The sequence below is a fragment of the Acinetobacter sp. SH024 genome (assembly GCF_000163635.1).
GTDB lineage: Bacteria > Pseudomonadota > Gammaproteobacteria > Pseudomonadales > Moraxellaceae > Acinetobacter > Acinetobacter pittii.
This window is the reverse complement of record NZ_GG753600.1, coordinates 1,035,567-1,061,888: the sequence shown is the minus strand read 5'-3', so window position 1 is coordinate 1,061,888 and position 26,322 is coordinate 1,035,567. Positions and strand designations below refer to the sequence as shown.

Below are 26,322 nucleotides of genomic sequence, written 5' to 3'. Positions count from 1 at the left end.
CTCATTTCTTTCATTAGGTGCAGGAGAACAATATGAAAATCATATTGATTTTGGTGGTATTGCTGAGTCTGGCACTAGTAATATTTTTGGCTTTTCAAAGCTACAAAATGCTAAGACAGGTTCAAAAACAAGTAAAAGAAGAGCGTAATGAAAAAAAACGTCTAAAGTAAGTTTGATTGGGTATGATCCCTATACCCAACCATATTTTTAAGCTTCAATATTTTTAATGGCAATTTGCTTTTGTGCGCCAAATTCAAAGCGATCAGGCCAGTTACAGACATCTGCAACAACACATTCTGCACATTTAGGTTTACGGGCGATACAACAATAACGACCGTGTAATATGAGCCAGTGATGTGAATCTAAAATAAATTCTTTGGGAATGACTTTAATTAAGCGGTGCTCAACTTCAAGTACATTTTTACCTACGGCTAAGCCAGTTCGATTACCCACTCGGAAAATATGGGTATCGACAGCCATAGTTGGTTGTCCAAAAGCTGTATTTAAAACAACATTGGCTGTTTTACGCCCGACACCTGGTAAAGCTTCTAAATCTTTTCTGTTGCTTGGAACTTCGCCGTTAAATTGTTCCATTAAAATCTTACAGGTCTTGATGACATTTTCGGCTTTTGCGTTATAGAGACCAATTGTCTTGATATATTCCTTTAACCCATCTACGCCTAAGTTATAGATTTTTTCAGCTGTATTCGCCACAGGGTAGAGTTTATCAGTTGCTTTATTAACACTTACGTCGGTCGCTTGAGCTGACAACATAACTGCAATAAGTAGCTCAAATGGAGATGAATATTTTAACTCGGTTTGAGGTGAAGGTCGTTGTTCGCGAAGGCGTTCAAAGAAAATTTGAATCTGCTTTTTCGTCATATTCTTGACGGCCATTCAGACCTCCTGTAATTGCATGAGTTGCTGTTGAAGTTCTTCAAGTTGAAGACGTTTTTTAGCATCTTCACGTACACTGAGTTGTTTTTCCAGTTTCTTAATTTGCGTACGAATTTTCGCTAACTCAATTGTAGTTTTTGCATCAGTTGACACAACTTCTTTGGGTTTCTCGATGAGCTCAATTGAAGGTACTTCATCAAGTGCCTGAGAGAACTGGGCAAACAGTTGGGTATCAATTTCAGCACGTACTACAGGCCCTTTACGGTGAGTACGACGTTTTTCTTCGCGCTGAATGTGAGCGTAATAACGTTGTCTTAAATCATTTTGTTCAGCAATACGCTGTTGCTCATTTGGTAATGCTTGCGTGTCTTCGACCAAATCAATGCAATCTACCGGACAAGGTGGAATACATAACTCACAACCTGTACATAAGTCAGTCAAGATGGTATGCATGAGCTTACCACTTCCAATAATAGCATCTACAGGGCAAGCACTAATACATTTGGTACAACCAATACATTCATCTTCCCGAATAATCGCCTTCATTCGCTGAGGGCGCCCATCGACCTGCACAGGCCATACACTAGTTTCAGCGGTTAACACAGGACGATTTAATAGATTTGCGAGTGCATCGGCTACAGGCTGTCCACCTGGAACGCATTTATTTGCTTCTTCACCTTCAGCAATCGACTTTGCGTAGGGTAGACATCCATCACGATGTCCACATAAACCACACTGAGTCTGTGGTAATAACGCATCAATCTCGCGTATGAGAGAAATAGATGAATTCATAGTGGGCAAATAGCTTGGTTAAAACGATGCGATAATGAAGAAAAACCTAAGTAAGGTCAATGGATTTTAACGAATTTATTGGCTTTTTGATTGACCTAAAATGTAGCTAATATTGCACAATAATAGATCAATAAAAATGAAAAGATAAATGACTATTTCTTATTTTTAAGTAGTTTTTCTAAAAATAAGTTTTTGATAATTAAGATAAATAAAATAATTTAAAATAAGTATTGTTAAAATTGATGGAAAGGGATTTAATATTTTGCTGCTAAATGATGCATTTAAAAATGTATTGCACCAATTTAATTCATTACTATGCTGAGGACCGTGCATTGAAATACAACAACCTGAATGAATTCCTGAATTACGTGCAAGCGCGTGATCCGCATCAACCTGAGTTCTTGCAAGCTGTCGAAGAAGTCATGACGAGTTTGTGGCCATTTATTGAAAAAAATCCGGAATATGCAGAGCAGGGATTACTAGAACGTTTGGTTGAACCAGAGCGTGTGATTCAATTCCGTGTTTCATGGATGGATGATCAAGGCCAGACTCAAGTTAACCGTGCTTTCCGCGTTCAATACAATTCAGCAATTGGTCCATTCAAAGGTGGAATGCGTTTCCATCCGTCGGTCAATCTATCAATTTTAAAATTTTTAGGTTTTGAGCAGACTTTTAAAAACTCACTTACTACTTTACCAATGGGTGGCGGGAAAGGTGGTTCAGATTTTGATCCTAAAGGTAAATCTGATGCTGAAATTATGCGATTCTGTCAGGCACTCATGATTGAGCTTTATCGCCATTTAGGGCCAAATACGGATATTCCTGCGGGTGACATTGGTGTGGGTGCGCGTGAAGTTGGTTATATGGCAGGTATGATGAAAAAGCTGAGTAATGACACCGCTTGTGTCTTTACCGGTAAGGGAATTTCATTTGGTGGTAGCTTAATGCGTCCTGAAGCAACTGGTTATGGTACGGTTTATTTTGCAGAAGAAATGCTTAAAGCCCGTGGACAATCTTTTGCTGGTAAAACTGTTTCTGTTTCAGGTTCTGGTAACGTCGCACAATATGCGGCGGAAAAAGCAATGTTCTTAGGAGCAAAGGTTGTTACCTTGTCGGACTCAAACGGCACAGTTTATTTAAAAAATGGTTTTACAGATGAGTTACTTGCTGAAGTAATGGAACTAAAAAACGTTAAACGTGGTCGTATTTCCGAGTTTGCTTCTAAACATGGTTTTGAATATTTTGAAGGAAAAACGCCTTGGCATATTCCTGTCGATATTGCTTTGCCATGTGCTACGCAAAATGAATTAACAGGTGAGGACGCTAAAACACTTATTTCTAACGGTGTCATTTGTGTAGCTGAAGGCGCTAATATGCCATCTACACTTGAAGCAGTTGAACATTTTATTGAAGCTAAAATTTTGTATGCGCCAGGTAAAGCATCTAATGCGGGTGGTGTGGCAACTTCTGGTTTAGAAATGTCTCAAAATGCAATTCGTTTAGGCTGGACCCATGCTGAGGTCGATGAACGTTTACATGCAATTATGAAAGACATTCATGCCAACTGTGTAAGATATGGTACTAAAGAAGACGGTAGTGTGAACTATGTAGACGGTGCCAATATTGCAGGTTTTGTAAAAGTTGCTGATGCAATGCTTGCTCAAGGTATTTTCTAAGATAGAAATAAAAAATCCGATGCATAAGCATCGGATTTTTTAGTCTAAAAACTTATTTTTTAGGTTTTTTAACTAACTCTTGTTCTACAACCATATCTAATACATCTGCTTGACTAGATTGGTCTGCAGCTGGGTTTTTCACTTCAAAACGTTTTACACGCAAAATTACGCGTTGGTCCGGTTTATGTTCAAACCCTTCGATTTGACCGTAATATAATGACCAGTTTTTGTCAGCGTAAGTTTTAACACCTTTGTCATCATATTTAATTTCACGAACTTGCATACAAGTTTGTGGCGCAACACCAGTACAAGATTTAGTTTCTGGAGCAACTTCTAGGAAAACTGTTTTTCCTTCAGATTGATATTTTGCTTCAGGTGTCATTTTACCAGTGAAAGTATATTTCTGACCTTGAGCATCAGATACTGTCAATGTTGGTTGATCAACATTTGTAGTATTGAGTTCAAACGGAACTGCACGTTTTTGGAAGAGGCTGCTAGAGAACTGTTCCTGTTTCATTAAAGCAGGTTCACATGCCATCATTGTCGACATTACGTCAGCTGTTACAATCGTATTATTTTCAACTTTCCAAGTTGTTCCTTGGCGGTTACAACCTGTTGCGATAGATAAACGATCATTTGTAAAGTTAAGAACGATTGGCTTTTTAGTATTTTCAGGCTGATATGACCAAGAGTAATCTGTTAAAGCTTGAGTATTAACTGCTTTTTGACCTTGGAAAATGTGTTTTTGACCAGTTTTATCTGTCACCGTTAAAATCACCTGACCATTAGTGTTGCTAATTTCAATTGGTAATTTTGCTTCATTAAAGATGCTAGTAGAAAGTTGTTCTTGTTTCATTAAATCATCTTGGCAAGCCATCATCGTTGAAACAAGATTAGAAGTAACAAGTTGGTTGCCTTCAACTTTCCAAGTACCGCCTTGGCCATTACAGCCCGTATTAATGGCTAATTTACCATCTGCATTAAAGTTAAGAATAAGTGGTTTAGAAGCTTTTACATTTTGATAAGTCCATGCATATTCACCTAAAGTGGTTGCAAGGTTTTGTTGTTGCTCAGAAACAATTGGAGCAGGAGTATTAGTAACTGTTTGACACGCCATCAAAGAAAAAGGTAATAACGCAAGAATTAAATATTTAATTTTCATTTAAAAACTTCAAGTAAAAAAACAACAGTAATAAGCTTAAAACATTCTTAAAAAAAGAAAATGTAAACATTTGATTGTTTCGGTTTTTAAAATGTATAAGTTTGTAAATTATTCTAATTTTCAACAAAAATAATGGTATACCCCGCAAAACGGGGTATTTCTTAATAATTAATCAAAACGATAGATGTCCATTCCTAATGAGCCCATTGTGAAGCTACTATGAACAATCGTAAAGCGATTGCCTGTACCCATAGCAAAAAACAAAGGTGCAAAATGTTCAAGCGTAGGGTGGTTGCGTTTCACAAACGGCAGTGATTGCCAGTCTAAAACTCCATCATAATCTTGATGGGAAAGCTTATTAACGACAGTATTTCTAAAAGTTGAAGCCCATTCAGGAACTTTAGAGTTGTCTCCTTGCCAAGATAACTCTGCAAGATTATGAGTAATACTTCCTGAACCAATGAGTAAGATTTGTTTATCACGTAAAGGGGTAAGCGTTTGTCCTATACGATAAATTTCTTGTGCACTTAAATTTGATGGCAAAGAAATTTCGACTACAGGAATGTCTGCATCTGGGTACATATGCAATAAAGGCATCCATACGCCATGATCACGAGGACGGGTATTATTGGCATGTGCAACAAAGTGAGCATCGGCCAATAATTTTAAGATTTCTTCTGCTAATGCTGGTTCGCCAGGCGCACTGTAGCGAATTTCATATAACTCTTTAGGAAATCCACGGAAGTCATGCCATGTTTCAGGACGAGTCGAAATGCTCACTTCAAGTGCTTTACTTTCCCAGTGCGCAGACATCACAATGATTGCCTTAGGTATAGGAAGATTTGTGCCTAAACGGTGTAGAGCAGGTCCCACTTGTTCTGGATCAAGTGCAAGCATGGGCGAGCCATGGGAAATAAACAGTCCAGGAAGGGTTTGTAGTTCCATTTCATTACACCTGAGTTGAAAAGCAGAATAATAGTCATTATGCCAAAATCAGGACATGTTAAAAGTATCCAGATTTCAACGGATTGTTCTTAAAATGAAACGTTTGTTCCTTTTATGCACGGTGATAAGGATGATTGTGATTAATACTCATGGCCCGATATAGTTGCTCGATTAATAAAACACGTACCAACGGATGGGGCATCGTAAGTTTTGAAAGTGACCAATGCCAAGCGGCAGCTTTACGTACCTGATCTGACAAACCATCTGGACCGCCAATCGCAAGTGCTACATCATTACCCTCAAGCATCCATTGTTTCATTGTATCAGCTAATTTTTCTGTACTTAGTTCCCGACCACCAACTTCAAGAGCAATTAAGGTTTCATTCGGTTTTAAAGCATTTAAAATACTTTCGCCTTCAATTTGGCAATACTTTAAAATATCCGCTTCTGAATCATTCTTACCACGTTTGGCCATAGGTAGTTCAATAACTTGGGTTTGAACAAAAGGTTGGATGCGTTTGAAATAATCTTCAAAACCAGTAAGAACCCAAGCAGGCATTTTTTGACCAATGGTCAGAATACGAATTTTCATGTTATCTATTCATTCAAATACAGCTGGCGCATTATACCTGATGAATGAAAGTATCTGACGATCTAAAAAGCTGGCATAAAAAACGCAGTCCAAAAAACAGTGTTGGACTGCGATCAAATGATCATCTGTCTGGAGTTCAGATGATCATAGAGAATAAAAACAAGGCTATCTAAGAATTAGATAGTTAAGAGTACTCATTTATTTAAATACTCTTATTACCTATTATGAGGATGGTTGGATATTTTTCAATCAAATTGTGTAACAAAAAAAAGAGAGCCGAAGCTCTCTCTTTTTTATTTTTTAATTAGTGACGTGCTGCTTTTGAACCTTCCACCGGTTTTACAATCGGTGTTTTAGGTAAAGGCTTTGGCATCGAAACTAATGCTAAAGGTAAGATGTCATCAATACTTTTCACAGCTTTGATTTCCAAACCTTCTTTAACATTCGCAGGAATTTCTGCTAAGTCTCGAACGTTGTCTTGAGGAATGAAGACGAGCTTAATTCCACCGCGGTGTGCTGCAAGAAGTTTTTCTTTTAAGCCACCAATACGCATTGCACGACCACCTAAGCTTGTTTCACCAGTCATTGCAATATCAGGACGAATTGCAATACCTGTAAATGCCGATACAAGCGCAGTTGTTAATGCTAAACCAGCAGATGGACCATCTTTTGGTGTTGCACCTTCAGGTAAATGAACGTGTACATCAGTTTCTTCAAAACGAGAAGCTTCAATACCTAATTCATCGGCACGTGTACGCACTAAAGTCATTGCTGTAGTAATAGATTCTTTCATTACGTCACCGAGTGAACCAGTCGTAATGAATTTACCTTTACCTTTGACAGCTGCAACTTCAATGGTAAGTAACTCACCACCTACAGATGTCCAAGCTAGACCATTTACGCGTCCTACTTGTGCTTCATCTTCTGCGATACCAAAGTCAAACTTATGTGGACCTAAGTATTCTGGAAGATTGGCAGAAGTCACATCAAGTTGTAAGTTTTTAGACTTTTTACTTACTGCTTCTTTTACCACTTTACGTGCAATTTTAGACACTTCACGTTCTAAACTACGTACACCAGCTTCACGTGTATAACGTTGAACAATGTCACGGATCGCTTCTTCATGAATTGTTAATTCTTTTGGACGTAGACCATTGTTCTTAATTGCTTTTGGAACAAGGTAACGTTCAGCAATGTTAACTTTCTCATCTTCGGTATAACCCGGTAGACGAATAACTTCCATACGGTCAAGCAAGGCTTCTGGAATATTCATACTGTTTGCAGTACAGATGAACATCACTTCAGATAGGTCAAGATCAAGATCTAAATAGTGATCGTTGAACTTACTGTTTTGTGATGGATCTAATACTTCAAGCAATGCAGAAGCAGGATCGCCACGGTAGTCTTGCGCCATCTTGTCAATTTCGTCGAGTAAGAACAATGGGTTCTTCACGCCAACTTTTGTTAAAGATTGCACAATTTTACCTGGCATCGCACCAATATAAGTACGACGGTGACCACGAATTTCAGCTTCGTCACGTACACCACCAAGTGCCATACGAACAAATTCACGACCTGTTGCTTTCGCGACAGACTCACCAAGTGAAGTTTTACCTACACCAGGAGGGCCTACTAAACATAGAATCGGACCTTTAAGCTTTTTAACACGCGACTGAACAGCTAGGTATTCAACAATACGGTCTTTTACGTCATCTAAACCGTAGTGATCTGTATCGAGAATTTCCTGTGCTTTCGCAAGGTTGATACTCACTTTACTCGCTTTATTCCACGGCGTATCTAAAATTACTTCTAGATAGTTACGTACAACAGCTGCTTCACTAGACGCTGGTTGCATTGCTTTAAGCTTACGGAACTCAGCTTCAGCTTTTTTACGTACGTGTTCAGGTAAATCAGCTTCAGCAAGACGTTTCTCTATTTCAGCAACGTCATCTTCAGCACCGCCATTCATGTCAGAAAGTTCACGTTGAATGACTTTCATTTTTTCATTTAGAAAGTATTCACGTTGGTTTTTTTCCATTTGACGTTTTACGCTGTCATGCAAAGTTTGTTCAATTTGCTGTTCAGCAGATTGATTTACCAAGTAGCTCATAAGCTCTTGCAAATGTGCTTCAAACTCATCGTGCTCTAAAAACTTCTGTTTAATTTCAATATTTAGAGGCACACGTGTTGCTACGAAGAACATGAGTTGTAGCAAGTCTTCAATTTTATTAGCCGCAGCAACGAGTTCGCGTGCATTACGTAATTTTGCTTCAGCATATTGAGCAAATAAAGTACGCAACTCTTGCAAACGAGTTTCTTGAGTAGCTTTATCTACGTTAATTGTCATTGGACTTAAGCTGTGTTCAGCAGTCAAATGACTATCTTCATCGATAATCTTTTCAAGTTTAGAGCGATGTAAACCTTCAATAAGTACTTTAATGCAGTTTTCATCATTCTCATGATTTACGACTTGAACAATCTTAGCGACAGTTCCGTACTGATAAAGGTTATCGTGATCAATTTCTTCTGTAAGCGAATCTTTTTGCGCAACTACAAATACTAAATTGTCACTGTTACGAGCCACATCAACTGCATTGATCGATTTTTCACGACCCACGAATAACGCAATTTGCATGTGTGGGTAGACCACTACATCACGTAACGCTAAAAGTGGTAATACACTTGGAACCTGAGGCTCTAAGTCAGTTTTTTCATTCATAATAAGTTCAGACATGGGCACTCCTAATGAGTGACAACGAGGTTGCCATGTTTTTTATAGTGATGTGTATTTCAAAAATTACAAGGGCCTCTCTATAGAAAATGTGGAAAAAATGACTAATTTAGTCAACTTTTTTATTAAAATATTATGAATCAATGGATTAATTCTTAAGAAGAATAAAATTTTGTAGAAAGGATAGGTAATTTAGCTTAATAATTATGAAATATTCATATAGTAAAAAAGACGTTTGGATGGAAAATAACCATTTTCTTATGTCATTTGTCGGCATTGTATAATTAACAATAATGCAAAACTTATTTAATATTGAACATTAAATAGCCGTGTTAGTATAAGTTGGTAAATCGGTCTGTCACGTAGAAGTAACCATCCTTAGGGTGGTTACTTTTATGATTTTAGGGGGCATTAAAAACTTAAGACTAATTTTAATTTTCTATAAATATTATCTTTTAAAATAATAAATATGTTGAGGGGTGAGTAAAGCATCTAAGGGTTGATCCCAACTTTGACGTTTTAAAGTATGTCCAATAAATTGAAATTGATGAGCCATTCCCAAACGATAAGGCTTATGTTTTGCACTAGCCAATGTACGGTCATAATAGCCCCCTCCCATCCCAATACGCGTACCGTATTGATCACAAGCTAAAAGTGGCATTAACAGTAAATCAAGTTTTGATACATGTTTTCCTCTTGTTGCCATGGGTTCTTTCATACCCAATGGATGATGAGAAAAACGTCGATTTACATATTGGTTTTTAGATATTCTTACCCAGACTAAACGTTGGTTTATAGAACAAATCATAGGTAAATAAACTTGTTTATTTTTTTGAAAACATAACTTTATGATCAGATCTGTATGAACTTCTCCGAAGGCATGTAAATATAAACCAATTTTTTTTGATGAATGAAAAATAGCAAGACTGTTTAAATGATGGAGAACATTAAGCTGAGCTTTTTTTTGCTCCAATGGGGACAAAGAGCGTCTTTTAGATCTTAAATTTTTTCTAATAAAACTAAGTTCATTCATGCGTAAATCTAACAAAGATTTGAGATCAGTCGAGCAAAATTATACCTATTTTTCTTAAGATTTATGGAAATAGAGAACTAATTAAGAAATAACTTTAAATTTACTTGATACAAGGTATTTTCTTTAGCGATAAAAAATTCTATTTCTTTACGTATTACCAGTATTTATTTACATTTAATCAGATAAGAATATTTAAAAGGATGAATGTGAAATTGTTAAGCCTATGAAGTTAAAAATTTTAACCATTACAATAAGCGCTAGTCTGCTACTTGGTGGGTGTACAAAACAAACAGAACCTGAAGCTGCTGAAGTTGACTATAAAGCTCAATTTGAAGAATCAGATCGTAAAATAGGAGAGTTTTTAGATCAACTAGATAACCCGAATACACCGCAAGAAGTTAAAGTCAAAATCTTATGTCATGACTATCCAGAAGTTTATAAGACCCAATATATGCCTGCCTTAATAAAAATTTCGCCTAAACCTTATACCGAAGAGAAATTATTATCGGATTTGAAAAGTGCAACGGACTACTATAAGGATGCTTTTGCGATTAGATGCACTCAATAAGTTTGTTTTGATTTTAATCTCAAAAAATCAGATAAATGTGAATTGATTGGCATTATTGGGTTGTGATAAATTTTCTTCTATCTTTATAAGTGAAAGTTTAGGGGATTTAGATATGGAAATCTTAAAGTTCTTACAGAGTTTTAATACAGTTGGTACATACTTAACGATCGCTTCAACCGTTTTAGTAGGTCTAATTATTTATTTTTATGTGATTAATCCAGCATAAACACCTTTAAAAGAAATAGGGATCAATTTCCTATTTCTTTATTAATAATAAAATTCTGTAATTAATTCAAAGCTATAAAAATAAGGTAGGTATATGAAATTTAAATTATTTTTTCTTAGTTTTTTAGCTTTTAGCTGTTATGCCGATGAAAGTGTAAATGACCCCGAAATTTGTAATGTGGTAAAGAAAGTTTCTTATATTGTCATGGAAGCGCGTCAACAAAAAGTCCCATCTGAAGACTTGCAGCATATAGCGAATAGTCTTGAAGATCGAAAGGCAAAACAACTTTATCAAGATTTAATTACTTCTGCTTACTCAACCGAAGTATTCAAGACCAGCTTCTTTAAACGAAAAGCGATAGAAGATTTTCAAACAGCTTGGTATCAAGAGTGCCTGAGTGGAAAAGAAAAGTAATTTTGAAGGCAGAGAGTAATTCATCTCTAAAATAATAACGTTATGCATTATTGAATGCATGAGAAAAATATCGTACCGACAGGTCTGTATTGAAAGGCTAATTGAAATAAATTTTTGGAATTTTATTATTTAATTAAAAATAAATGCTCCGAAGATGCCGCTGCATGTGTCGTTACCCTGAACCCGATGAGTTCAAGGTGGACGCGACGTATACTTGCTGGGTTTCCTACTCGAAGGTAGGCATACACTCTAAATATACAGAACGCAATCCATAAGTTTAAGTATCGGCAGGGGAATAGACCCGCTGGCGAACATCCCAGAGATAGCTTAAGTATAACCGATCTAACTATGTTGGCAATCACTTGAGCCTATGGAACTGTAAACTTAGTTTGCGTTTGATGAAGCTTTGTACATTGAAAGTAGATAAAACGATATTCAACTGTAGTTGATAGTCAAAATAAAAAAAGCCTTGCATCTATGATTTATAGAGCAAGGCATTTTGTCGTAATCAAAGCTTGTTTAAATAACCTGTTCCACATCTTCTAAAATCGCTTGCAGTAGGCGTTCACAGTGAGTGTATTCCTGCAAAGATTTATTAAGGCTTAGCACTTCTTGAGTTAACTGTAGAGCGACCATAATGACTAGTTTGTTGTGCTCAACACGTGGGGCACTACGGCGCATGTCATTAAATTTCTCATTGAGAAGTTGCGCTGCGCGTTCAAGTTCATCTTTTTTATCTGAGGTAGTCGCGAGTCTAAAAGTCTGCTCAATCAGCCTAAGCTCTACCATGACTTGTTCACTCATGATTGGATCTCCTCACCAGTTTCAGCATTAGGATGGGCAAGTTGCTGGATTTCTTGAGCGTGTTGATCTTGAGCAGTGCCTAAAATTCCTAAACGCTGAATAATGGCTTCAACTTTTGATTTGGCAAGCTCATTTTTTTGTAACAAACGGTCACGATCTTGTTGTAAATCATGCAGCTCTTGTTGGGTTTGACGCTGGTGAGCTTGTAACTTCTCTTTTGCAACACGTAATTCATTTCGTTCTGCAAGAATTTCTTGAAAACGATTTTTCAAATCAGTCGTACTTTTTTCTAATCGGCTATAACGTTCGGCAAGTGTGTTAGCATCTTGATTCAATTGTTGAAATTGGCCTTTTAACTGAGAAAGTTGCTCAGTTACCGACTCAATTTCCTCTTGTTTTTTAGTGATAATACTATTTTTTTGCACAACTTGTGCGTGATGCTCTGTTTCAGCCAGTTCTTTAGCTTCCGAGAGTGCCGCATGTTCACTCTCTAAATGATGTAAGCGTGTTTTTAAAACGCTAATATGCGCTTGTAGCCGCTGTAATTGTTCTAACATAACGAGGTCGCACAGAATTGCAATCAAAGGTAATATATACAAAGTATAGAGATTGGATAAACGAATGCAAGACGATATTTCAGGCTGGACAGATTGGAACGCTCATTTTGAAGGAATTGAAGAAATTTCAAGCCCTAGTGAGTTACATGGTCTATTAACAGGTATTGTTTGTGTGACAGAAGCGCCTACGCGCGAAGAATGGTCACAAATTTTAACAACCCTTAATGTGCCAGAGTTAAGTGAAGATGCTTTAGCGCTTTTGACTGACGAAGCAGAAGATGTGGTTCATGCTTTATCTGAAGATGAATTAGATTATTTACCAATGCTTCCAGATGATGAACATTTACTTCAAGAGCGTGTGCAAGCATTATCTGATTGGTGTGCTGGTGTTGTGTTAGGCTTTGGTTTGGCATCGGGTCATGTTCGTGGTGATGAGCGCGAATTGATTGAACACCTTCAAGATGTTGCTGCAGTAGAATTTGAAGATTCTGACAATGATGAGGAAGGCGAAAGCAGTTACGAAGAATTGTATGAATTTGTACGCTTAATCCCTGTGAGCTTGTCTATTGGCAGAAAAAAAATCACTGTAGCTGAAAGTTCATTATTGAAAAACTTTCATGCAAAAAGTAAAACTGCGGCTCTAGGTACAGATCAGAATATTGTAGAAATGTTCACACCACATCGTCCAAGCTAATTGAGGCGATGTGTTATTGGTTGTATTTTATTTTTTGACTTTAAAATTCTAAATCAAGTAGATCATTATGAAATTGCCTCAAGCTGATTTTCAACATCGTAGAGACCGTTTAGCAGAAAAAATGGGTCCTAACAGTATTGCAATTATTGCAACGCGTGAGGAGATGTACCGTAATCGTGATGCGGATTATAAATTCCGTGCCGATAGTAGTTTTTTCTATTTGACGGGCTTTGCTGAGCCTGAAGCAGTTGCAGTTATTGAAACTTTTGAGGATGTAACTGACTATAGCTATAGTCTTTTTTGCCGTGAACGTAACCGCGAGATGGAAATCTGGAATGGTTACCGTGCCGGAATTGACGGTGCAATCGAAGACTATGATGCAGATGAAGCCTATGCAATTGATCTGCTTGATGAAGAAATTATTGAAAAGTTATTAAATAAAGAACGCCTTTATTATCGGATTGGGCAAAATGCTGCGTTTGATGCACGAGTGAGCCAGTGGATTAAAAAAGCAGATGCTGAGCATCGACATCAAGGTGCTCCAGCTCAACTGGTACAGCTCGACCGTATTGTTGATGAAATGCGTTTAATCAAGTCACCACAAGAACTTGAGCTGATGCAAACTGCTTCAAAAATTAGTGCTCAGGCACATACTCGTGCGATGCAGATGGTACGGCCAGGTATGATGGAATATGCGCTTGAAGCCGAGCTCAATTATATATTTGGGCAAAACGGCTGTGTCCCATCTTATAACAGTATTGTTGGTGGTGGGGCTAATGCCTGTATTTTGCACTATGTTGAAAATAACCAACCTCTTAAAGACGGTGATTTAGTCTTAATTGACGCTGCATGTGAATATGAGTTCTATGCGTCAGATATTACCCGTACTTTTCCGGTCAATGGTAAGTTTTGTGCTGAACAAAAAGCATTATATGAAGTTGTATTGGCTTCTCAATATGCGGCGATTGATGCAGTACGCATTGGTAATTCGTACCGTGAGCCTCATGAAGTAGCCGTTAAAATTTTAACCGAAGGCCTAATTGAGTTAGGTTTGCTCAAAGGTGATATTAACGAACTTATCGAAACTGAAGCATACCGTCAGTTTTATATGCATGGTACAGGCCATTGGTTAGGAATGGATGTACATGATGTCGGGTCTTACAAAAAAGGTGAAGACTGGCGTCAATATGAAGAAGGTATGGTCGTTACCGTTGAACCAGGCCTATACATTGCACCAGACGATGAAACTGTAGATAAAAAATGGCGTGGTATTGGCATCCGTATTGAAGATGATGTGGTCGCAACATCAAAAGGTCCGCGAGTTTTAACTGCTGATGTAGTTAAAAATATTGCAGATATTGAACATTTAATGGCGCAAGCTAAATCATAATTAAACGTATTCGCCAAAGGAGCACAACTAGATGCAACAACAAGTGATTATTGTAGGTGGGGGAATGGTTGGACTTAGCCTTTCACTCATGCTGGCGAAGGCTAATATTGCAGTAAAGCTGTTAGAAGCTGTGAAATACCCAAACTATGATGATCAAAATGTTGCCCCTTATCATTCCAGTTTCGATGTGCGTAATACGGCTTTATCGCGTCGTAGCGTCCAGATTTATCAGAAGCTGGGGTTATGGGATGCATTACAGCAGCACGCGACTCCAATTCTACAAGTTCACATTACTGAACAAGGCAGTTTTGGTAAGGCACGATTAATTGCAGAACAAGAAAAAGTCGAAAGCTTTGGGCAGGTGATTGAAAATGCTTGGCTCGGTCGTGTTTTATTGACTCAAGTACGTCAGCAGCCTTTGATTGAGCTGATTGATGGCGTTCAAGTGACTGCTTTAACTCAAGATGCTGAGCAAGTACATATTGAGGCCAAGCGTGGTGATGAAGTTTTAAAACTTGAGTCAAAGCTATTAATTGCCGCAGATGGATGTGACTCTTTCTGTCGTCAGGCTATCGGCGTTGGTGTAGATGTTCATGATTATGATCAGGTTGCAATTGTCACTACCGTTCAGACTTCAAAACCACATGAACAAGTCGGTTTTGAGCGTTTTAGCGCATTAGGTCCTTTAGCTTTATTGCCTTTACCGGGCGAATATCGCCGTTCGGTTGTATGGCCTGTTAAAAAAGGCACTGAAGGTGAGTGGTTAGGTGAAGAAAACGACCAACACTTTTTAGATGCTTTGCAAAAAACTTATGGTGACAGAGCGGGTAAATTTGAAAAGACGGGTAAACGCTTTAGTTATCCGCTTTCACAAGTGCTTGCACATAAACAAGCAGTCGGACGCGTTATTTTAATGGGGAATGCGGCGCATACAATCCATCCTGTTGCAGGACAAGGTTTTAACCTATGTCTACGTGATGCGGATGTTTTAGTGCGTTATTTAGTGAATCAGCTAACCGCTTCTGATGATATTGGTAACCCAGATAATTTACTGGCTTATGAACAAGCCCGTTTGTCAGATCAACAGCGAGTAATTAAGTTCTGTGACACCGTGGTTCGTGGTTTTAGTAACCAAAATCCATTATTAAAATTAATTCGTAATACGGGATTAATTGCATTTGATGTCATTCCGGGTGTTAAACCACTGGTAGCGAACTATGCAATGGGGTTAAAAGCATGAGTGAAGTACTAGATGTTGTCATTGTTGGTGGTGGACTGGTTGGTGGTTTAACAGCTTTATTACTTGCGCAAGGTGGTGTACAGCCTACTGTGCTTGATGCTGCTCCTGTACTGGATGTTGAAAAAACACTAAGTGTGATGAACCCACGTGTTTTAGCACTGAGCCAAGCGACCATTCATTTACTTAAAACTGTTAATGTTTGGGATGATCTAGCACGTCAAATGCCATATACAGGCATGCAAGTGTGGAATCTGAATGGCTATGGTGAAATTAATTTTGGTCACGAGTCCTTACAAAGACCAATGCCAGAACAGACCTTGGGTTCTATGGTTGAGCCAAGTGTGTTGAATGTTGCTATTCAACAAAAAATGCTTGAGCAGTTAACAGACTATCGCACTCAAGTTCGCGTGACTCGGATTGAGCAGGGAGTTGGGTGTTGGCATATTCAATTGGCAGATGGTACGACACTTAAAACAAAACTGCTGATTGGGGCAGATGGTGCCAATTCATTTGTACGAGAACAGGCCTTTATTGATCTAGATGTCTTAGATTACAAGCAGGCAGCGATTAGTTGTGCCATTAAAACATCTAAACCCCACAATCATGTTGCTCGTCAAATTTTCTTACCTACAGGGCCTTTAGCTTATTTGCCGATGGCTAGTCTTGAAGAAAGTGAAAATGGCTACTGGCAGTCAATTGTCTGGACACTACCTGATGATTATGCCGATGAATATTCTGCTTTAACCGATCATGAATTTATGCGGCTTTTAACTCGAGAAAGCCAACATATGTTGGGTGAAGTATTAGATGTACGTTCAAGAGCCCAATTCCCGCTCAAAGCGCGCGCTGCAAAACAGTATGTGAAAGCTGGTTTAGCTTTAATTGGGGATGCAGCACATGTTATCCATCCACTTGCTGGACAAGGCGTAAATATTGGTTGTTTAGATGCGGCTGTACTCTGTGATGCATTACTACATGATTTAGCGCGTGGTGTATGGGCAAATGAACAGACATTGTTGCGTTATGAGCATCGCCGTAAAGGCCAAAATGACGCAATGATGCATAGCATGTCGGCAATTGGCTGGTTGGAAAGTAGTGAGCTATTTCCATTTATCTGGGCTCGGAATGTGGGACTCAAGCAAGTTGAACAAATTTCCTTCTTAAAAGAGCGTTTTATGCAACAAGCAAACGGTTTAGGGTCTTTACAAAACACCCAGTATAGTCGTTAAAATAATTACGAAGTTTATGCTCTACTGGTCTAAATAAATATCAGTAGATATTTTTTAAACAATCATTTATATATCATTACCAATTGGGTTGAAAAAGATACACATTTGACCAATTTGGCTCTTTGCTAAATGCAAAGAGATTGCTAAATTTCTGAGGTCTTAGAACCATAGCGATGATGCAATAGAAATCATTCTGGGGAGTGAAAAATGTCAGATATCAATGATTATGAAGATGCAGAAGATTCTGCTGTAGATGAAGATGAAGCGAAGGCAGCTGAAAGCGGTGCAGCTGATGAAGAAGCAAGCAGTATTAATGATACTGATATTGCTGAGGCAGAAACACTGACTGTGACTGCTAAGCAAAAACAGCGCCAAGCGCTGGAAGATGAAGTTGCCGCATTTTTAGCTCGAGGGGGGAGAATTACTGAAGTTCCTCCAGATGAACATAGCGACCATTAATCCTAAAAAGCATCACATGAGTGATGCTTTTTTTATTTTCAAGGAGAGTTTTGAAGCTCTCTCAAGATCCCGCATTCATCTACTGTTCGATTGGTAGAGCAATGCTGTTTTAAATCAATCAAAGATTCTTTTAAAAGTAATAATCGTTCGATTTTTTCAGATACTTCTTTTAAGTATTTATCGACTAAATTATCAATTTCTGTGCAGGCCTGTTTAGGCTGAGTTTTCATTTCTTTTAACGTTTTAATATCACTCAGTGAAATATTTAATTCACGGCAATGCTTAATAAATAAAAGGTCTGCAAGTGTTTGTTCGGTGTAAACACGATAATTATTTTCTGAGCGCTGAATACGGTCCAGCACACCTACTTTTTCGTAATAACGGATCGTATCAATTGGAATATCCGCTTTTTTTGATAATTGACCAATAGAAAAACTCATAAGACTTGACTCTGGAGCTACTCGAGGGTTTTTAATCACTATAAAAGAGTTTTTGAGGAAATAAAATGGCTGGATGTGGTTGTGCTTCAACATGTTCTCCTTCAAAGAAAGTGAGTCCGCGTTTTAGAAAAGCTTTATGGATTGCATTTGTAATCAATGCCTTAATGTTCGTGGTGGAAATATTGGGAGGTTATAAGGCCCAATCTGTTTCACTTTGGGCAGATGCATTGGACTTCGCCGGAGATGCAGCAAACTATGCACTATCTTTAGTCGTTCTTTCGATGAGTTTATATTGGCGTGCGACAGCGGCATTAGTTAAAGGAATAACGATGGCGGCTTTCGGTGTTTTTGTCATTGCGAAAGTGGTCTGGTCGTATTTTTATGGTGTTTCACCCGAACCAATGGTGATGGGGGCAATTGGTGTAATGGCTCTAATTGCTAACGTTTCTGTGGCGCTTATGCTTTATGCATTCCGTGATGGTGATGCCAACATGCGCTCTGTTTGGTTGTGCAGTAGAAATGACTCAATTGCTAATATTGCTGTAATTTTAGCGGCGGTTGGGGTATTTGGAACAGGCAGTGTATTTCCCGATTTATTTGTTGCCTTTGTCATTGCATACTTGGGTGTATCTTCTGGCTATGCTGTTATAAAACAGTCACAACAAGAAAGAAAACAGGCAAGAGTTATAGTTGCCAGTGAAGCGTAATACTAAAGAGTAATAAAAAAGGATCTTTTTATGATCCTTTTTTAATTTTAAGCCGTTAAAACAAGAGGGTTATAGCGATACTCCACATAACGCAACCAATAATGAAATCTAAAATTTTCCAAGCTTTGGGATTGGTAAATAGTGGCTTTAATAATCTTGCACCATAGCCCAGACTAAAAAAGAAAACCCAAGAGGCAAGAATGCTGCCCAAAGCAAAACTCACTTTATCTTCAAGCTGAGTTGCAACTGAACCAATCAGAACAATAGTGTCTAAATAGACATGAGGATTAAGCCAAGTAAAGGCAAGACAGGTCACTAATGCTTGAGTTAATGTTTGTTTTTGACTGCTATCAAGGTCCATACTTTGGGTAGTCTTAAATGCAGCATAAAATGCTTTGGCACCGTAAACTAATAAAAACGTTGCCCCTAAATATTTAGCTACGGTAATTAAGATAGGTGATGCCGTCATGATTTCGGCAAAGCCTAATACACCACAGGCAATTAAAATTGAGTCGGACAGAGCGCAGATTAAACACAACCAAAATACATATTGCTGTTTAAGTCCTTGTTTTAGGACAAAAGCATTTTGAGCTCCAATTGCTACGATAAGCCCACTGCCAATCCCGAAACCTTTAAAAAATATACTAAGAGAGAACATAACAATAAGGTGAAAAAATCAGATGTGGGAATTATCTGACTTTTTATTAAGAAATAAGTAAAATTAAGAATATTTAGGTTTAGCTAAAAAAAATTTAGGTTTTATATGTTAGATAGCAAACAATGTGAAGCCTTTCTTGCAGTAGCAGAATTGGGAAGTTTTGATGCGGCAGGAGAGCATTTATATATTACGCCTTCTGCAGTTTCGTTACGCGTACAGGCTTTAGAAAAGTATTTAGGACAAATTCTAATTATACGGGGGCGCCCGTGTGTGCTCACTCAAGCAGGGCAAACTTTATTACAACATTTACGTCATACGAGGTTAATGGAGCAAAATTTATTACAAGGTTTAATGGGAAAATCATCTGAATCCGAATTTTATAAAATTGCTTTGGCTTCAAATGCAGATTCATTAGCTACTTGGCTTTTACCAAATATTCAGCAAACGCTTTTTAAAGAAAAAATAGTATTAGAACTAAAAATTGATGATCAATCTCACACGCACACTCTTCTGGAGACAGGAAAAGTCAATGCCTGTATTTCGGCAGAAGAGCAGGTCATGTCGGGTTGTTTAGCTCAACCACTAGGAAAAATGCGTTATAAAATGTTGGCTTCTGCTGATTTTGCAAATAAATGGTTTAGTGCTGGAGTGAATAGAGACACATTAAGAAAAACGCCAGCAGTTATTTTTAACCATAAAGATTTAATGCATTCAGAGGTTCTATTAAAAGGATACGGTTTACCGATGCAAAGTTATCCTTATAGTTTTATTCCAGCAACTGATGCTTTCGTTAAAGCAATTCAATTAGGTTTAGGCTATGGCATGGTGCCCGAACTTCAAGTTCAACCATTACTCGAAAATGGAACACTTGTTGATATTATGCCTGAAGCCCAACTTGATGTTCCTTTATATTGGCACCACTGGAAAAGACAGTCGCAGCAACTTGACGTATTAACTGAAACAATTGTTCAGTCAGCAAAAAAGATATTGAGATAAATTTAAGTCCGTGAGCGGGCATAAAAATTTGAAACATGCTGAATATAAAACTCTATATCTTGTGTTGAGTAACCTAAAAGTTGTCCGATTCTACGGTCAAGTTCTAAGCGATCTTCGAGTTGAGTCTCCTTTAGTGATTTTTCAATACATAACACAAGTTCATTTAAATCTGCTAAAGGAGCATTTTTATAGATCAGCATAATTGAAAATGGTAAAGGTAAAGAGGTTTCAATGTCTTTACTCAGCATAGATAAAGTACCTTGCTCGAGATGCTCTAAAAACTCGGTAGGTAGTAGATCATAAAACAAAGCGATAGGTTTCTCGCCTGAAAGTAGTAATTCTAGTTCACACTCTTCATGCGGCCCAAGCTTTCCAAGCTGTTCAATCATGTAAATACTCTTATTTTTATCTTTAATATTATTATGCAAAATTCATGCACAGTGATGATGAAGGCTATTTATTGTTCATCACTGTGCTTAATCAAAAGATTAAGATTGTGTTAACTCAAGCGCACGTTGATAAGCGACTTTTTTCTTAACTCCTGTTAAATCAGCAGCTAGTTGAGATGCCGCTTTAACAGATAAATCTTGAAGTAAGCGCTTTAAAAGCTCATCTAGTTTTTCTTGTTCCAGATCTGTTTTTTCTGGTGCGCCGCCAATTACAAGAACAATTTCGCCTTTTTCTTGGTTGTGATCATTTTCAATAAAACTGACCAAATCTTTTAAAGTCATTTTTTTGATGGTTTCAAAAGTTTTGGTAATTTCACGTGCGAAACCTACAGGTCGATCTTCACCAAATACCTCAGCCATATTTTTTACACACTCTAAAATACGGTGGGGCGCTTCATAAAAAATTAAGGTCTGAGTTTCATTTTTGAGTTTTTCTAATTGAGAAATACGTTGAGAAGCTTTTGATGGCAAAAATCCTTCAAAACTAAAACGATCACTCGGTAGACCTACTGCACTTAAAGCGGCAATCGCAGCACATGCGCCAGGCACGGGAACAACCCTAATACCATGTTCTTGAGCAGCTCGAACTAACTTAAAACCAGGGTCACTAATAAGCGGCGTACCTGCATCACTAATTAAAGCAATATCATCGCCTGCAAGTAATTTTTGAACTAACTGCTCAATTTTATTACTTTCATTGTGATCATGACATGCAGTAAGTTGAGTCGATATATTATAGTGCTTAAATAATTGTGCTGATTGACGCGTATCTTCGGCAGCTACAATAGAAACTGATTTTAAAATATCAATTGCACGGAAAGTCATATCATCTAAGTGCCCGATTGGGGTGGCTACAACGAATAACTGAGCACTCATTTGGTTTTACTCCGTACAGATAAACAATTTTAATGGGGTAGTTTACCCGAAATTATGATTTGGGCGTGAACAAAGTCTGCCAACCTTTGCTTTTCCAAAATGATCTGATTTTCATTTGTTCAATTTAGATCAGAAAGTACGGGTGGATTTAACGAAATAATTTAAGCATCAAAATCTGTGGTGCTACTTTTAATTTGGGGAAGATAAGAATGCTATTAGCGCAGCAGTTGGGTAAATGGGCAGAGCAAACGGCTTTAAACCTGTTGCAAAAGCAAAACTATGTATGGGTAACCAGTAATTACCATTCACGCCGTGGTGAAGTGGATTTGATTGTTAAAAGAGGGCAAGAGCTGGTTTTTGTTGAGGTAAAGGCGCGTACTATAGGAAATTATGGACAGGCTTGTGAAATGGTGACAAGAACAAAGCAGAAGAAAATTATTAAAACCGCGATGCATTTTTTACAGCGCTACCCATCTTATCAGGATTTTTATTGTCGTTTTGATGTGATTTGTTTTGATTTTCCACAGAAAATTGCAAAAACAGTACAGCAAGACTTTTCAAATTTCCATTATGATCTGCAATGGATCGAAAATGCATTTACTTTGGATTAAGAGTTCATTACTCTTTTGAGCAAATTAAAACCGATGTTTTATGATCAAGCCAAGAAGAGATTGATAGGAGTCTGGTGGAGTGTTGAAACGTATTGCTGTAACAGCGCTTTGTGTCGCAAGTTTGTCAGGTTGCGCAAGTTTTATTTCTGGTGGAACAGGTACAGCTCCAGTCGGAACAGATAGTGGTGTACGTAGCTTAGGTCAGGTATTCATTGATTCTTCAATTAAACGTACAGCGAATATTAACCTCTATAAGCTTGATCAGCGTTTTAAACAATCACGTATTAATATCGAAAGTTTCCATAGTACTGTTTTATTAACAGGACAAGTGCCAGACCCATACTTGAAACAATTGGCAGAAGACAATCTTAAAGCCATGAGTGATGTAAAAGCTGTACATAACTACATTACCGTGGGTAATAAGGTCAGCTATAACACGATCATGCAAGATGCTGGTGTAACTGCAAATACACGTGCTCTTTTAATGAAAGCGCCAGTTGTATCGGACAGTAAAGTACTTGTCCATACCGAAGATGGTGTTTTATATGTGATGGGCCGTTTAAATACAGCTGAAATTAATGATTTAAATAATGTGCTTCAAAATGTTGGTAACGTGACCAAAATTGTGACACTCATTGATAACGTTGATTTAGCACCTGCGCCAGCGGCGAGTACTGCTAGTGCAACGACTACACCAATTATTAATAACGTCATTGCTCAACCAACAGTTCAAACTCCTGTTGCAATTGATCCTGACCAAACAGATCCAGCTTCGAATGCACAGTAATATATGAATCTGATTGAACAACTACAAAGTAAAATTGAACAGGCGCGAACTCTTTATAAAGAGTTCCGCCTTTATGATTTGGGGAGTTTTGCTTTAAACCGTTTTACGCCAAAAGATGGTTTTGAACAGGTCGCAAATGTACGTTATGGTCTAAAGCCGCGTCACCGTTTGGATATTTATCGATCTGTTAAAAAACTAGCACATCAGCCTCTTATTGTTTTTGTACATGGTGGTGCTTGGCAACATGGTAATAAGCGAGATTATCTTTTTATTGGTGAGACGTTTGCTAAAGAAGGCTATGACGTTGCAGTTATCAACTATCAATTAGCTCCTAAAAATATTTTTCCGAGTTTTGTTGATGACCTGACTCAGGCATTGAATTATTTACATCAAAACCAAGACAAACTAGAAATTTCTACAGAAAATGTTGTGCTTATGGGACATTCGGCAGGAGCATTTAATGTAATGTCTGCTGTTTATCACCCAAAACCAAATCCTATTCAATGTTTAGGTAATATTAAGGCGATTTTTGGTTTAGCTGGACCTTATCATTTTGATTATAAGGGTGATCCACTTGCAGAAGATGCTTTTGATCAAAGTATTTCTTATCAAGAGGTGATGCCATACTATTTCGTCAATCAAAATAGTATTAAACATTACTTGCTCATGGCTGAAAATGATCAGCTTGTCGGTAAAGAAAATACGTTGGATTTGGATCGGGCTTTAAGACAGAGTGGAAATCACAGCCATATCGCTGTGATTCCTAAAACTGGACATATTACAATTTTGGCCAGTCTTTCTAGCTTTATTAGCCACTATTTCAGAACGAAAAGAACGATCTTACATTTTCTCGAAGAAGTGTTTTAAACGAGAGTCTCGTTTAAAACACGGCAGATTACCCAGCTTGGGTAATCTGCATAATCATTGAATGAGCAATACTTCCTTTAAACGGAATCTCAGGTAATTGATCAATTTTGAAAAATTGGGCATCTGCAATTTCTTCTTCTTGAAGCTTAATTTCACCCGACTCATATTCTGCCCGAAATGCCACCATAAGGTTACTTGGGAATGGCCAAGGCTGGCTGGACATATACTGAATATTTTTAAGTTTTAAACCGACTTCTTCAAAGGCTTCACGTTGTACTGCCTCTTCAAGTGTTTCGCCCACCTCAACAAAACCTGCAATCAAACCATACATATTGGTTTTGTTATGAACTGATTTAGCCAGCAAGATTTCATCATCACCACGAGTAATGACGGTAATAATGCAAGGGTTTACACGAGGATATTGGTGGTAGCGACAAGAAGGGCATACCATTGCATATTCGGTTGGATGAACTTCTGTCGGATGTCCACAGTGGCTACAAAACTTATGGTTACGTCGCCATTCAAGTAATTGAACAGCACGGCTTGCCTGCAAAAACTGTTCTTTCGACCAGCTGGTAATAAGCTGGCGAATTGGGACAAGTTGTAAGCCTTCGGGGATAGGTTCCTCAGCAAGCAAGTCACGTGCAATGACTTGCTCATCATGAGTGAAAAGTAAATCACTTGCTAACTTTTCGACTTTGGGTAGTTGGAGATTCTGGTCAACCAGTAATTGTTGATGATGGAAAATATAAGCAAGTGATAATTCAGACATTAAGCTGCCTTTTTTTGAAGTTGTTGACTACTCGACAATGCTACATTAAACATGGATTGTAGAACAGGTTGTTTATTTTTTAAATTGTCAACTAACATGTCAATGCCTGCCAATACGTTAAAAATACAGTGAATTTGGTCTGTATTAAAAGGCTGGCTTTGTTCAAGTTGCTCTTGAATAAATTGGGCAGTTTGGAGTAAAGCATGTTGTTGCGTCGTGCTTCCTAAAAATTCGGCTGCACCTGCTAACTCTTTTAATGAACCTGCAATCGCTTCAATATTTTGTGTCTGATCATTGGCATACAACGTAAGACTCTGACAGATAAAATCAATTAAATTTTTTGTCTCGGTAAGCAAAGTCTGATGAGCTTCATCAAGGCGATCTAAAGAAATAGCCGTATTATTCACGCTAAGTTGTAGACGATTTGACGTGTAATTGCGTACCAAAATACCAATTGAGTTCATGGCAGATAAAATGCTGTTCATCAGCTGCTGAGCATAGTTTTCATCACTTAAAATGTTAAGTTGACTTAAACTGCTGGCTTGTTGAGAAAGAGCAGATGCGGCTTCATCAAGGTTTAGGAGTTTAAAGGTATAAGCTAACTGCAAAAGGCTTGTTTGTAGCTGCTGTGCTTTTTCAGGCGACATGTTTTGGTAGTTGTATTCAATATCGTTTCGTACCTTATTCATTTCATCCAAGATTAATTGGCTGACTGTGTGCATCGTGTCAAAGTCAGGACCAAAGAGATGGCGACTTAAAACGAGTAATTGAGTATCAGTCGGTGTTTCATCACCAATATGAATTTGGTTACGAATAAGGTGAGCAATCTCATCTTCTTGAGCGATGACAATACTTAAAATATCTGCGAATGCCGCTAAATTAGGTTGAAAACTTTCGGGTGCTGCCAAAAATAGAGCAATATGACTTTCAATATTAATCAGTACACGTAGGCGTGAATCATTTAAAAGGAGGTCATCAATATGGTTAAAAGCGTAATTGACGAGCTGCCAATATTTTTGGCTTGGCTGAGTATTCGCCATGCTGACCAAATAGGTTGCAATAAGTTTAAAGGCTTGAAAATTCTGAGCTGAGGCTGTCTTTTTTAAAAATTGGTGTAGAGAGAGTTTGTAGAGTTGATGGATGAATTGAGTTTTTTCCTTAATTAATATTTCAGGCAAGGGTAGTTCAAGCGAAGTATTTGCAAGTAAAGGGACAATAGCTTGTCCCGATGTAGTTAGAGGCTTATTTAAAGCTAATTCTAAATTATTTAAAGTCGTAAGAAGAAATTGTGGAACTTGTATTTCACGCAAACAGATAAATTCAATATAACGCTTTACCATGGTCGTGCCTTCGCTTAGGGCAACGACATCATCAGTATTAATTTGTGCTGGATTTGCAATAATTTTTTGCATCAACTCAGTTGAATACTGAGTGATTTTTGCAAGATAAGGAACGTCAATTAAACGTAGAACTTGAGTGCATTGTTTAAACTGTTCTAATGCATCATCAATACCAAAAGGGAGAGTTTGTTCTTCAATTAAGGTACTTACCGCACCTTCTACCAGTTTTATTGAACGATCAATTTCATGTTTAATGATGAGTAAAGCTGTTGGATCGAAATGAATCGACGTATGCTCAGACATAAACGTTCCCCTTTGCAAAAAAATCAATTGTTATATTCGTAGTGCTCAATACTTTGAGCTAAAAATCTATGCGACTAATATAACTTAACTTACAAAGGGGAAAAGCT

General features: G+C 37.8%; 30 protein-coding genes and 1 other RNA gene. 15 read left to right on the top strand and 16 right to left on the bottom strand.

The window, feature by feature from the left end; all coding sequences use genetic code 11:
- Positions 1–32 precede the first annotated feature (32 nt).
- Complete coding sequence (locus HMPREF0013_RS24460) at positions 33–170, top strand: hypothetical protein (protein ID WP_329618766.1); 138 nt, start codon at positions 33–35, stop codon at positions 168–170.
- Positions 171–207: 37 nt separating this feature from the next.
- Here HMPREF0013_RS24460 and nth read toward each other — a convergent pair whose 3' ends face one another.
- Together nth and HMPREF0013_RS10850 are read right to left on the bottom strand one after the other, a co-directional pair.
- Positions 208–897 (bottom strand): endonuclease III, encoded by a 690-nt coding sequence (gene nth, locus HMPREF0013_RS10855; RefSeq protein ID WP_002117539.1) that lies wholly within the window; start codon positions 895–897, stop codon positions 208–210.
- Positions 898–1,689, bottom strand: a complete 792-nt coding sequence (locus tag HMPREF0013_RS10850; RefSeq protein ID WP_005802914.1) for an RnfABCDGE type electron transport complex subunit B — start codon at positions 1,687–1,689, stop codon at positions 898–900. It abuts the gene before it with no gap.
- Positions 1,690–1,961: 272 nt separating this feature from the next.
- On the opposite strand from HMPREF0013_RS10850, the gene gdhA reads away from it, so the two are divergent.
- Positions 1,962–3,365 carry an NADP-specific glutamate dehydrogenase gene (gdhA, locus tag HMPREF0013_RS10845; RefSeq protein ID WP_017398662.1) on the top strand — a complete coding sequence of 468 codons (1,404 nt, stop codon included), beginning with the start codon at positions 1,962–1,964 and terminating at the stop codon, positions 3,363–3,365.
- A gap of 52 nt (positions 3,366–3,417) precedes the next feature.
- On the opposite strand, the gene HMPREF0013_RS10840 is transcribed toward gdhA, so the two are convergent.
- The 5 genes from HMPREF0013_RS10840 to HMPREF0013_RS10820 all read right to left on the bottom strand — a co-directional run bounded on the left by HMPREF0013_RS10840 (position 3,418) and on the right by HMPREF0013_RS10820 (position 9,828).
- Positions 3,418–4,527, bottom strand: coding sequence for an META and DUF4377 domain-containing protein (locus HMPREF0013_RS10840; RefSeq protein WP_005802909.1), 1,110 nt, complete (start codon positions 4,525–4,527; stop codon positions 3,418–3,420).
- Between the two features lie 168 nt (positions 4,528–4,695).
- Entirely contained in the window at positions 4,696–5,472 is a 777-nt protein-coding gene (locus HMPREF0013_RS10835) for a DODA-type extradiol aromatic ring-opening family dioxygenase (RefSeq protein WP_005802908.1), read from the bottom strand.
- 112 nt (positions 5,473–5,584) lie between these two features.
- A complete protein-coding gene (gene rlmH, locus HMPREF0013_RS10830; RefSeq protein WP_002054393.1) occupies positions 5,585–6,064 on the bottom strand; it encodes a 23S rRNA (pseudouridine(1915)-N(3))-methyltransferase RlmH in 480 nt (159 codons plus the stop codon).
- Positions 6,065–6,368: 304 nt separating this feature from the next.
- A complete protein-coding gene (gene lon, locus HMPREF0013_RS10825; RefSeq protein ID WP_002117591.1) occupies positions 6,369–8,798 on the bottom strand; it encodes an endopeptidase La in 2,430 nt (809 codons plus the stop codon).
- 445 nt (positions 8,799–9,243) lie between these two features.
- Positions 9,244–9,828, bottom strand: a complete 585-nt coding sequence (locus HMPREF0013_RS10820; RefSeq protein WP_005802899.1) for a 5-formyltetrahydrofolate cyclo-ligase — start codon at positions 9,826–9,828, stop codon at positions 9,244–9,246.
- A 223-nt stretch (positions 9,829–10,051) separates the two neighbouring features.
- On the opposite strand from HMPREF0013_RS10820, the gene HMPREF0013_RS10815 reads away from it, so the two are divergent.
- The 3 genes from HMPREF0013_RS10815 (at position 10,052) to HMPREF0013_RS10810 (ending at position 11,036) form a co-directional block, all read left to right on the top strand.
- The gene (locus HMPREF0013_RS10815) at positions 10,052–10,396 is read left to right on the top strand and encodes a hypothetical protein (RefSeq protein WP_005802897.1); all 345 of its coding nucleotides are present in this window, start codon (positions 10,052–10,054) and stop codon (positions 10,394–10,396) included.
- Between the two features lie 112 nt (positions 10,397–10,508).
- On the top strand, positions 10,509–10,622 hold the full coding sequence (locus HMPREF0013_RS24455; protein ID WP_002117788.1) for a hypothetical protein: 114 nt from the start codon (positions 10,509–10,511) through the stop codon (positions 10,620–10,622).
- A 93-nt stretch (positions 10,623–10,715) separates the two neighbouring features.
- Complete coding sequence (locus HMPREF0013_RS10810; RefSeq protein WP_005802895.1) at positions 10,716–11,036, top strand: hypothetical protein; 321 nt, start codon at positions 10,716–10,718, stop codon at positions 11,034–11,036.
- A 141-nt stretch (positions 11,037–11,177) separates the two neighbouring features.
- On the opposite strand, the gene ssrS is transcribed toward HMPREF0013_RS10810, so the two are convergent.
- The 3 genes from ssrS to HMPREF0013_RS10800 form a co-directional block, all read right to left on the bottom strand.
- A non-coding RNA gene (gene ssrS, locus HMPREF0013_RS24450) (6S RNA) lies at positions 11,178–11,362 on the bottom strand.
- A 193-nt stretch (positions 11,363–11,555) separates the two neighbouring features.
- Positions 11,556–11,840 (bottom strand): cell division protein ZapA, encoded by a 285-nt coding sequence (locus HMPREF0013_RS10805; RefSeq protein ID WP_002117766.1) that lies wholly within the window; start codon positions 11,838–11,840, stop codon positions 11,556–11,558.
- Complete coding sequence (locus tag HMPREF0013_RS10800; RefSeq protein ID WP_002117619.1) at positions 11,837–12,397, bottom strand: hypothetical protein; 561 nt, start codon at positions 12,395–12,397, stop codon at positions 11,837–11,839. Before HMPREF0013_RS10800 ends, HMPREF0013_RS10805 begins: the two co-directional genes overlap by 4 nt.
- Positions 12,398–12,461: 64 nt before the next feature.
- Here HMPREF0013_RS10800 and HMPREF0013_RS10795 point away from each other — a divergent pair, with 64 nt between their 5' ends.
- From HMPREF0013_RS10795 to HMPREF0013_RS10775, 5 genes are all read left to right on the top strand, one after another.
- Positions 12,462–13,091, top strand: coding sequence for a UPF0149 family protein (locus tag HMPREF0013_RS10795; protein ID WP_005802891.1), 630 nt, complete (start codon positions 12,462–12,464; stop codon positions 13,089–13,091).
- 67 nt (positions 13,092–13,158) lie between these two features.
- A complete protein-coding gene (pepP, locus tag HMPREF0013_RS10790; RefSeq protein ID WP_005802888.1) occupies positions 13,159–14,481 on the top strand; it encodes a Xaa-Pro aminopeptidase in 1,323 nt (440 codons plus the stop codon).
- A gap of 31 nt (positions 14,482–14,512) precedes the next feature.
- Complete coding sequence (ubiH, locus tag HMPREF0013_RS10785; protein WP_005802886.1) at positions 14,513–15,721, top strand: 2-octaprenyl-6-methoxyphenyl hydroxylase; 1,209 nt, start codon at positions 14,513–14,515, stop codon at positions 15,719–15,721.
- A complete protein-coding gene (locus HMPREF0013_RS10780) occupies positions 15,718–16,950 on the top strand; it encodes an FAD-dependent monooxygenase (RefSeq protein ID WP_005802884.1) in 1,233 nt (410 codons plus the stop codon). Before ubiH ends, HMPREF0013_RS10780 begins: the two co-directional genes overlap by 4 nt.
- A 207-nt stretch (positions 16,951–17,157) precedes the next feature.
- Positions 17,158–17,409 carry a hypothetical protein gene (locus tag HMPREF0013_RS10775; RefSeq protein ID WP_002117665.1) on the top strand — a complete coding sequence of 84 codons (252 nt, stop codon included), beginning with the start codon at positions 17,158–17,160 and terminating at the stop codon, positions 17,407–17,409.
- A 38-nt stretch (positions 17,410–17,447) separates the two neighbouring features.
- Here the strand turns inward: HMPREF0013_RS10775 and HMPREF0013_RS10770 are convergent, their stop codons facing one another.
- A complete protein-coding gene (locus HMPREF0013_RS10770) occupies positions 17,448–17,849 on the bottom strand; it encodes a MerR family transcriptional regulator (RefSeq protein ID WP_002117526.1) in 402 nt (133 codons plus the stop codon).
- Positions 17,850–17,914: 65 nt separating this feature from the next.
- On the opposite strand from HMPREF0013_RS10770, the gene HMPREF0013_RS10765 reads away from it, so the two are divergent.
- Positions 17,915–18,556, top strand: a complete 642-nt coding sequence (locus tag HMPREF0013_RS10765; RefSeq protein WP_005802881.1) for a cation transporter — start codon at positions 17,915–17,917, stop codon at positions 18,554–18,556.
- Between the two features lie 55 nt (positions 18,557–18,611).
- On the opposite strand, the gene HMPREF0013_RS10760 is transcribed toward HMPREF0013_RS10765, so the two are convergent.
- Positions 18,612–19,214 carry a LysE/ArgO family amino acid transporter gene (locus HMPREF0013_RS10760; protein WP_002117603.1) on the bottom strand — a complete coding sequence of 201 codons (603 nt, stop codon included), beginning with the start codon at positions 19,212–19,214 and terminating at the stop codon, positions 18,612–18,614.
- A gap of 105 nt (positions 19,215–19,319) precedes the next feature.
- Here HMPREF0013_RS10760 and HMPREF0013_RS10755 point away from each other — a divergent pair, with 105 nt between their 5' ends.
- On the top strand, positions 19,320–20,210 hold the full coding sequence (locus tag HMPREF0013_RS10755) for a LysR family transcriptional regulator ArgP (RefSeq protein ID WP_002117793.1): 891 nt from the start codon (positions 19,320–19,322) through the stop codon (positions 20,208–20,210).
- 2 nt (positions 20,211–20,212) lie between these two features.
- Here HMPREF0013_RS10755 and HMPREF0013_RS10750 read toward each other — a convergent pair whose 3' ends face one another.
- A complete protein-coding gene (locus HMPREF0013_RS10750; protein ID WP_002117574.1) occupies positions 20,213–20,599 on the bottom strand; it encodes a hemin receptor in 387 nt (128 codons plus the stop codon).
- Between the two features lie 99 nt (positions 20,600–20,698).
- Positions 20,699–21,535, bottom strand: a complete 837-nt coding sequence (gene rsmI, locus HMPREF0013_RS10745; protein WP_002117498.1) for a 16S rRNA (cytidine(1402)-2'-O)-methyltransferase — start codon at positions 21,533–21,535, stop codon at positions 20,699–20,701.
- A gap of 209 nt (positions 21,536–21,744) precedes the next feature.
- Here rsmI and HMPREF0013_RS10740 point away from each other — a divergent pair, with 209 nt between their 5' ends.
- The 3 genes from HMPREF0013_RS10740 to HMPREF0013_RS10730 all read left to right on the top strand — a co-directional run bounded on the left by HMPREF0013_RS10740 (position 21,745) and on the right by HMPREF0013_RS10730 (position 23,800).
- On the top strand, positions 21,745–22,146 hold the full coding sequence (locus tag HMPREF0013_RS10740; RefSeq protein ID WP_002117648.1) for a YraN family protein: 402 nt from the start codon (positions 21,745–21,747) through the stop codon (positions 22,144–22,146).
- A 79-nt stretch (positions 22,147–22,225) separates the two neighbouring features.
- Positions 22,226–22,933 (top strand): BON domain-containing protein, encoded by a 708-nt coding sequence (locus HMPREF0013_RS10735; protein WP_002117601.1) that lies wholly within the window; start codon positions 22,226–22,228, stop codon positions 22,931–22,933.
- 3 nt (positions 22,934–22,936) lie between these two features.
- A complete protein-coding gene (locus HMPREF0013_RS10730) occupies positions 22,937–23,800 on the top strand; it encodes an alpha/beta hydrolase (RefSeq protein ID WP_002117650.1) in 864 nt (287 codons plus the stop codon).
- A gap of 28 nt (positions 23,801–23,828) precedes the next feature.
- Here the strand turns inward: HMPREF0013_RS10730 and nudC are convergent, their stop codons facing one another.
- The gene (gene nudC / locus HMPREF0013_RS10725; protein ID WP_005070517.1) at positions 23,829–24,572 is read right to left on the bottom strand and encodes an NAD(+) diphosphatase; all 744 of its coding nucleotides are present in this window, start codon (positions 24,570–24,572) and stop codon (positions 23,829–23,831) included.
- Positions 24,572–26,215 (bottom strand): hypothetical protein, encoded by a 1,644-nt coding sequence (locus tag HMPREF0013_RS10720; RefSeq protein ID WP_002117761.1) that lies wholly within the window; start codon positions 26,213–26,215, stop codon positions 24,572–24,574. Before HMPREF0013_RS10720 ends, nudC begins: the two co-directional genes overlap by 1 nt.
- Positions 26,216–26,322 lie beyond the last annotated feature (107 nt).

Coding starts and splice junctions, on each gene's coding strand:
- HMPREF0013_RS24460 (WP_329618766.1), top strand. CDS start 33: ATGAAAATCATATTGATTTTGGTGGTATTGCTGAGTCTGGCACTAGTA.
- nth (WP_002117539.1), bottom strand. CDS start 897: ATGGCCGTCAAGAATATGACGAAAAAGCAGATTCAAATTTTCTTTGAA.
- HMPREF0013_RS10850 (WP_005802914.1), bottom strand. CDS start 1,689: ATGAATTCATCTATTTCTCTCATACGCGAGATTGATGCGTTATTACCA.
- gdhA (WP_017398662.1), top strand. CDS start 1,962: ATGATGCATTTAAAAATGTATTGCACCAATTTAATTCATTACTATGCT.
- HMPREF0013_RS10840 (WP_005802909.1), bottom strand. CDS start 4,527: ATGAAAATTAAATATTTAATTCTTGCGTTATTACCTTTTTCTTTGATG.
- HMPREF0013_RS10835 (WP_005802908.1), bottom strand. CDS start 5,472: ATGGAACTACAAACCCTTCCTGGACTGTTTATTTCCCATGGCTCGCCC.
- rlmH (WP_002054393.1), bottom strand. CDS start 6,064: ATGAAAATTCGTATTCTGACCATTGGTCAAAAAATGCCTGCTTGGGTT.
- lon (WP_002117591.1), bottom strand. CDS start 8,798: ATGTCTGAACTTATTATGAATGAAAAAACTGACTTAGAGCCTCAGGTT.
- HMPREF0013_RS10820 (WP_005802899.1), bottom strand. CDS start 9,828: ATGAATGAACTTAGTTTTATTAGAAAAAATTTAAGATCTAAAAGACGC.
- HMPREF0013_RS10815 (WP_005802897.1), top strand. CDS start 10,052: ATGAAGTTAAAAATTTTAACCATTACAATAAGCGCTAGTCTGCTACTT.
- HMPREF0013_RS24455 (WP_002117788.1), top strand. CDS start 10,509: ATGGAAATCTTAAAGTTCTTACAGAGTTTTAATACAGTTGGTACATAC.
- HMPREF0013_RS10810 (WP_005802895.1), top strand. CDS start 10,716: ATGAAATTTAAATTATTTTTTCTTAGTTTTTTAGCTTTTAGCTGTTAT.
- HMPREF0013_RS10805 (WP_002117766.1), bottom strand. CDS start 11,840: ATGAGTGAACAAGTCATGGTAGAGCTTAGGCTGATTGAGCAGACTTTT.
- HMPREF0013_RS10800 (WP_002117619.1), bottom strand. CDS start 12,397: ATGTTAGAACAATTACAGCGGCTACAAGCGCATATTAGCGTTTTAAAA.
- HMPREF0013_RS10795 (WP_005802891.1), top strand. CDS start 12,462: ATGCAAGACGATATTTCAGGCTGGACAGATTGGAACGCTCATTTTGAA.
- pepP (WP_005802888.1), top strand. CDS start 13,159: ATGAAATTGCCTCAAGCTGATTTTCAACATCGTAGAGACCGTTTAGCA.
- ubiH (WP_005802886.1), top strand. CDS start 14,513: ATGCAACAACAAGTGATTATTGTAGGTGGGGGAATGGTTGGACTTAGC.
- HMPREF0013_RS10780 (WP_005802884.1), top strand. CDS start 15,718: ATGAGTGAAGTACTAGATGTTGTCATTGTTGGTGGTGGACTGGTTGGT.
- HMPREF0013_RS10775 (WP_002117665.1), top strand. CDS start 17,158: ATGTCAGATATCAATGATTATGAAGATGCAGAAGATTCTGCTGTAGAT.
- HMPREF0013_RS10770 (WP_002117526.1), bottom strand. CDS start 17,849: ATGAGTTTTTCTATTGGTCAATTATCAAAAAAAGCGGATATTCCAATT.
- HMPREF0013_RS10765 (WP_005802881.1), top strand. CDS start 17,915: ATGGCTGGATGTGGTTGTGCTTCAACATGTTCTCCTTCAAAGAAAGTG.
- HMPREF0013_RS10760 (WP_002117603.1), bottom strand. CDS start 19,214: ATGTTCTCTCTTAGTATATTTTTTAAAGGTTTCGGGATTGGCAGTGGG.
- HMPREF0013_RS10755 (WP_002117793.1), top strand. CDS start 19,320: ATGTTAGATAGCAAACAATGTGAAGCCTTTCTTGCAGTAGCAGAATTG.
- HMPREF0013_RS10750 (WP_002117574.1), bottom strand. CDS start 20,599: ATGATTGAACAGCTTGGAAAGCTTGGGCCGCATGAAGAGTGTGAACTA.
- rsmI (WP_002117498.1), bottom strand. CDS start 21,535: ATGAGTGCTCAGTTATTCGTTGTAGCCACCCCAATCGGGCACTTAGAT.
- HMPREF0013_RS10740 (WP_002117648.1), top strand. CDS start 21,745: ATGCTATTAGCGCAGCAGTTGGGTAAATGGGCAGAGCAAACGGCTTTA.
- HMPREF0013_RS10730 (WP_002117650.1), top strand. CDS start 22,937: ATGAATCTGATTGAACAACTACAAAGTAAAATTGAACAGGCGCGAACT.
- nudC (WP_005070517.1), bottom strand. CDS start 24,572: ATGTCTGAATTATCACTTGCTTATATTTTCCATCATCAACAATTACTG.
- HMPREF0013_RS10720 (WP_002117761.1), bottom strand. CDS start 26,215: ATGTCTGAGCATACGTCGATTCATTTCGATCCAACAGCTTTACTCATC.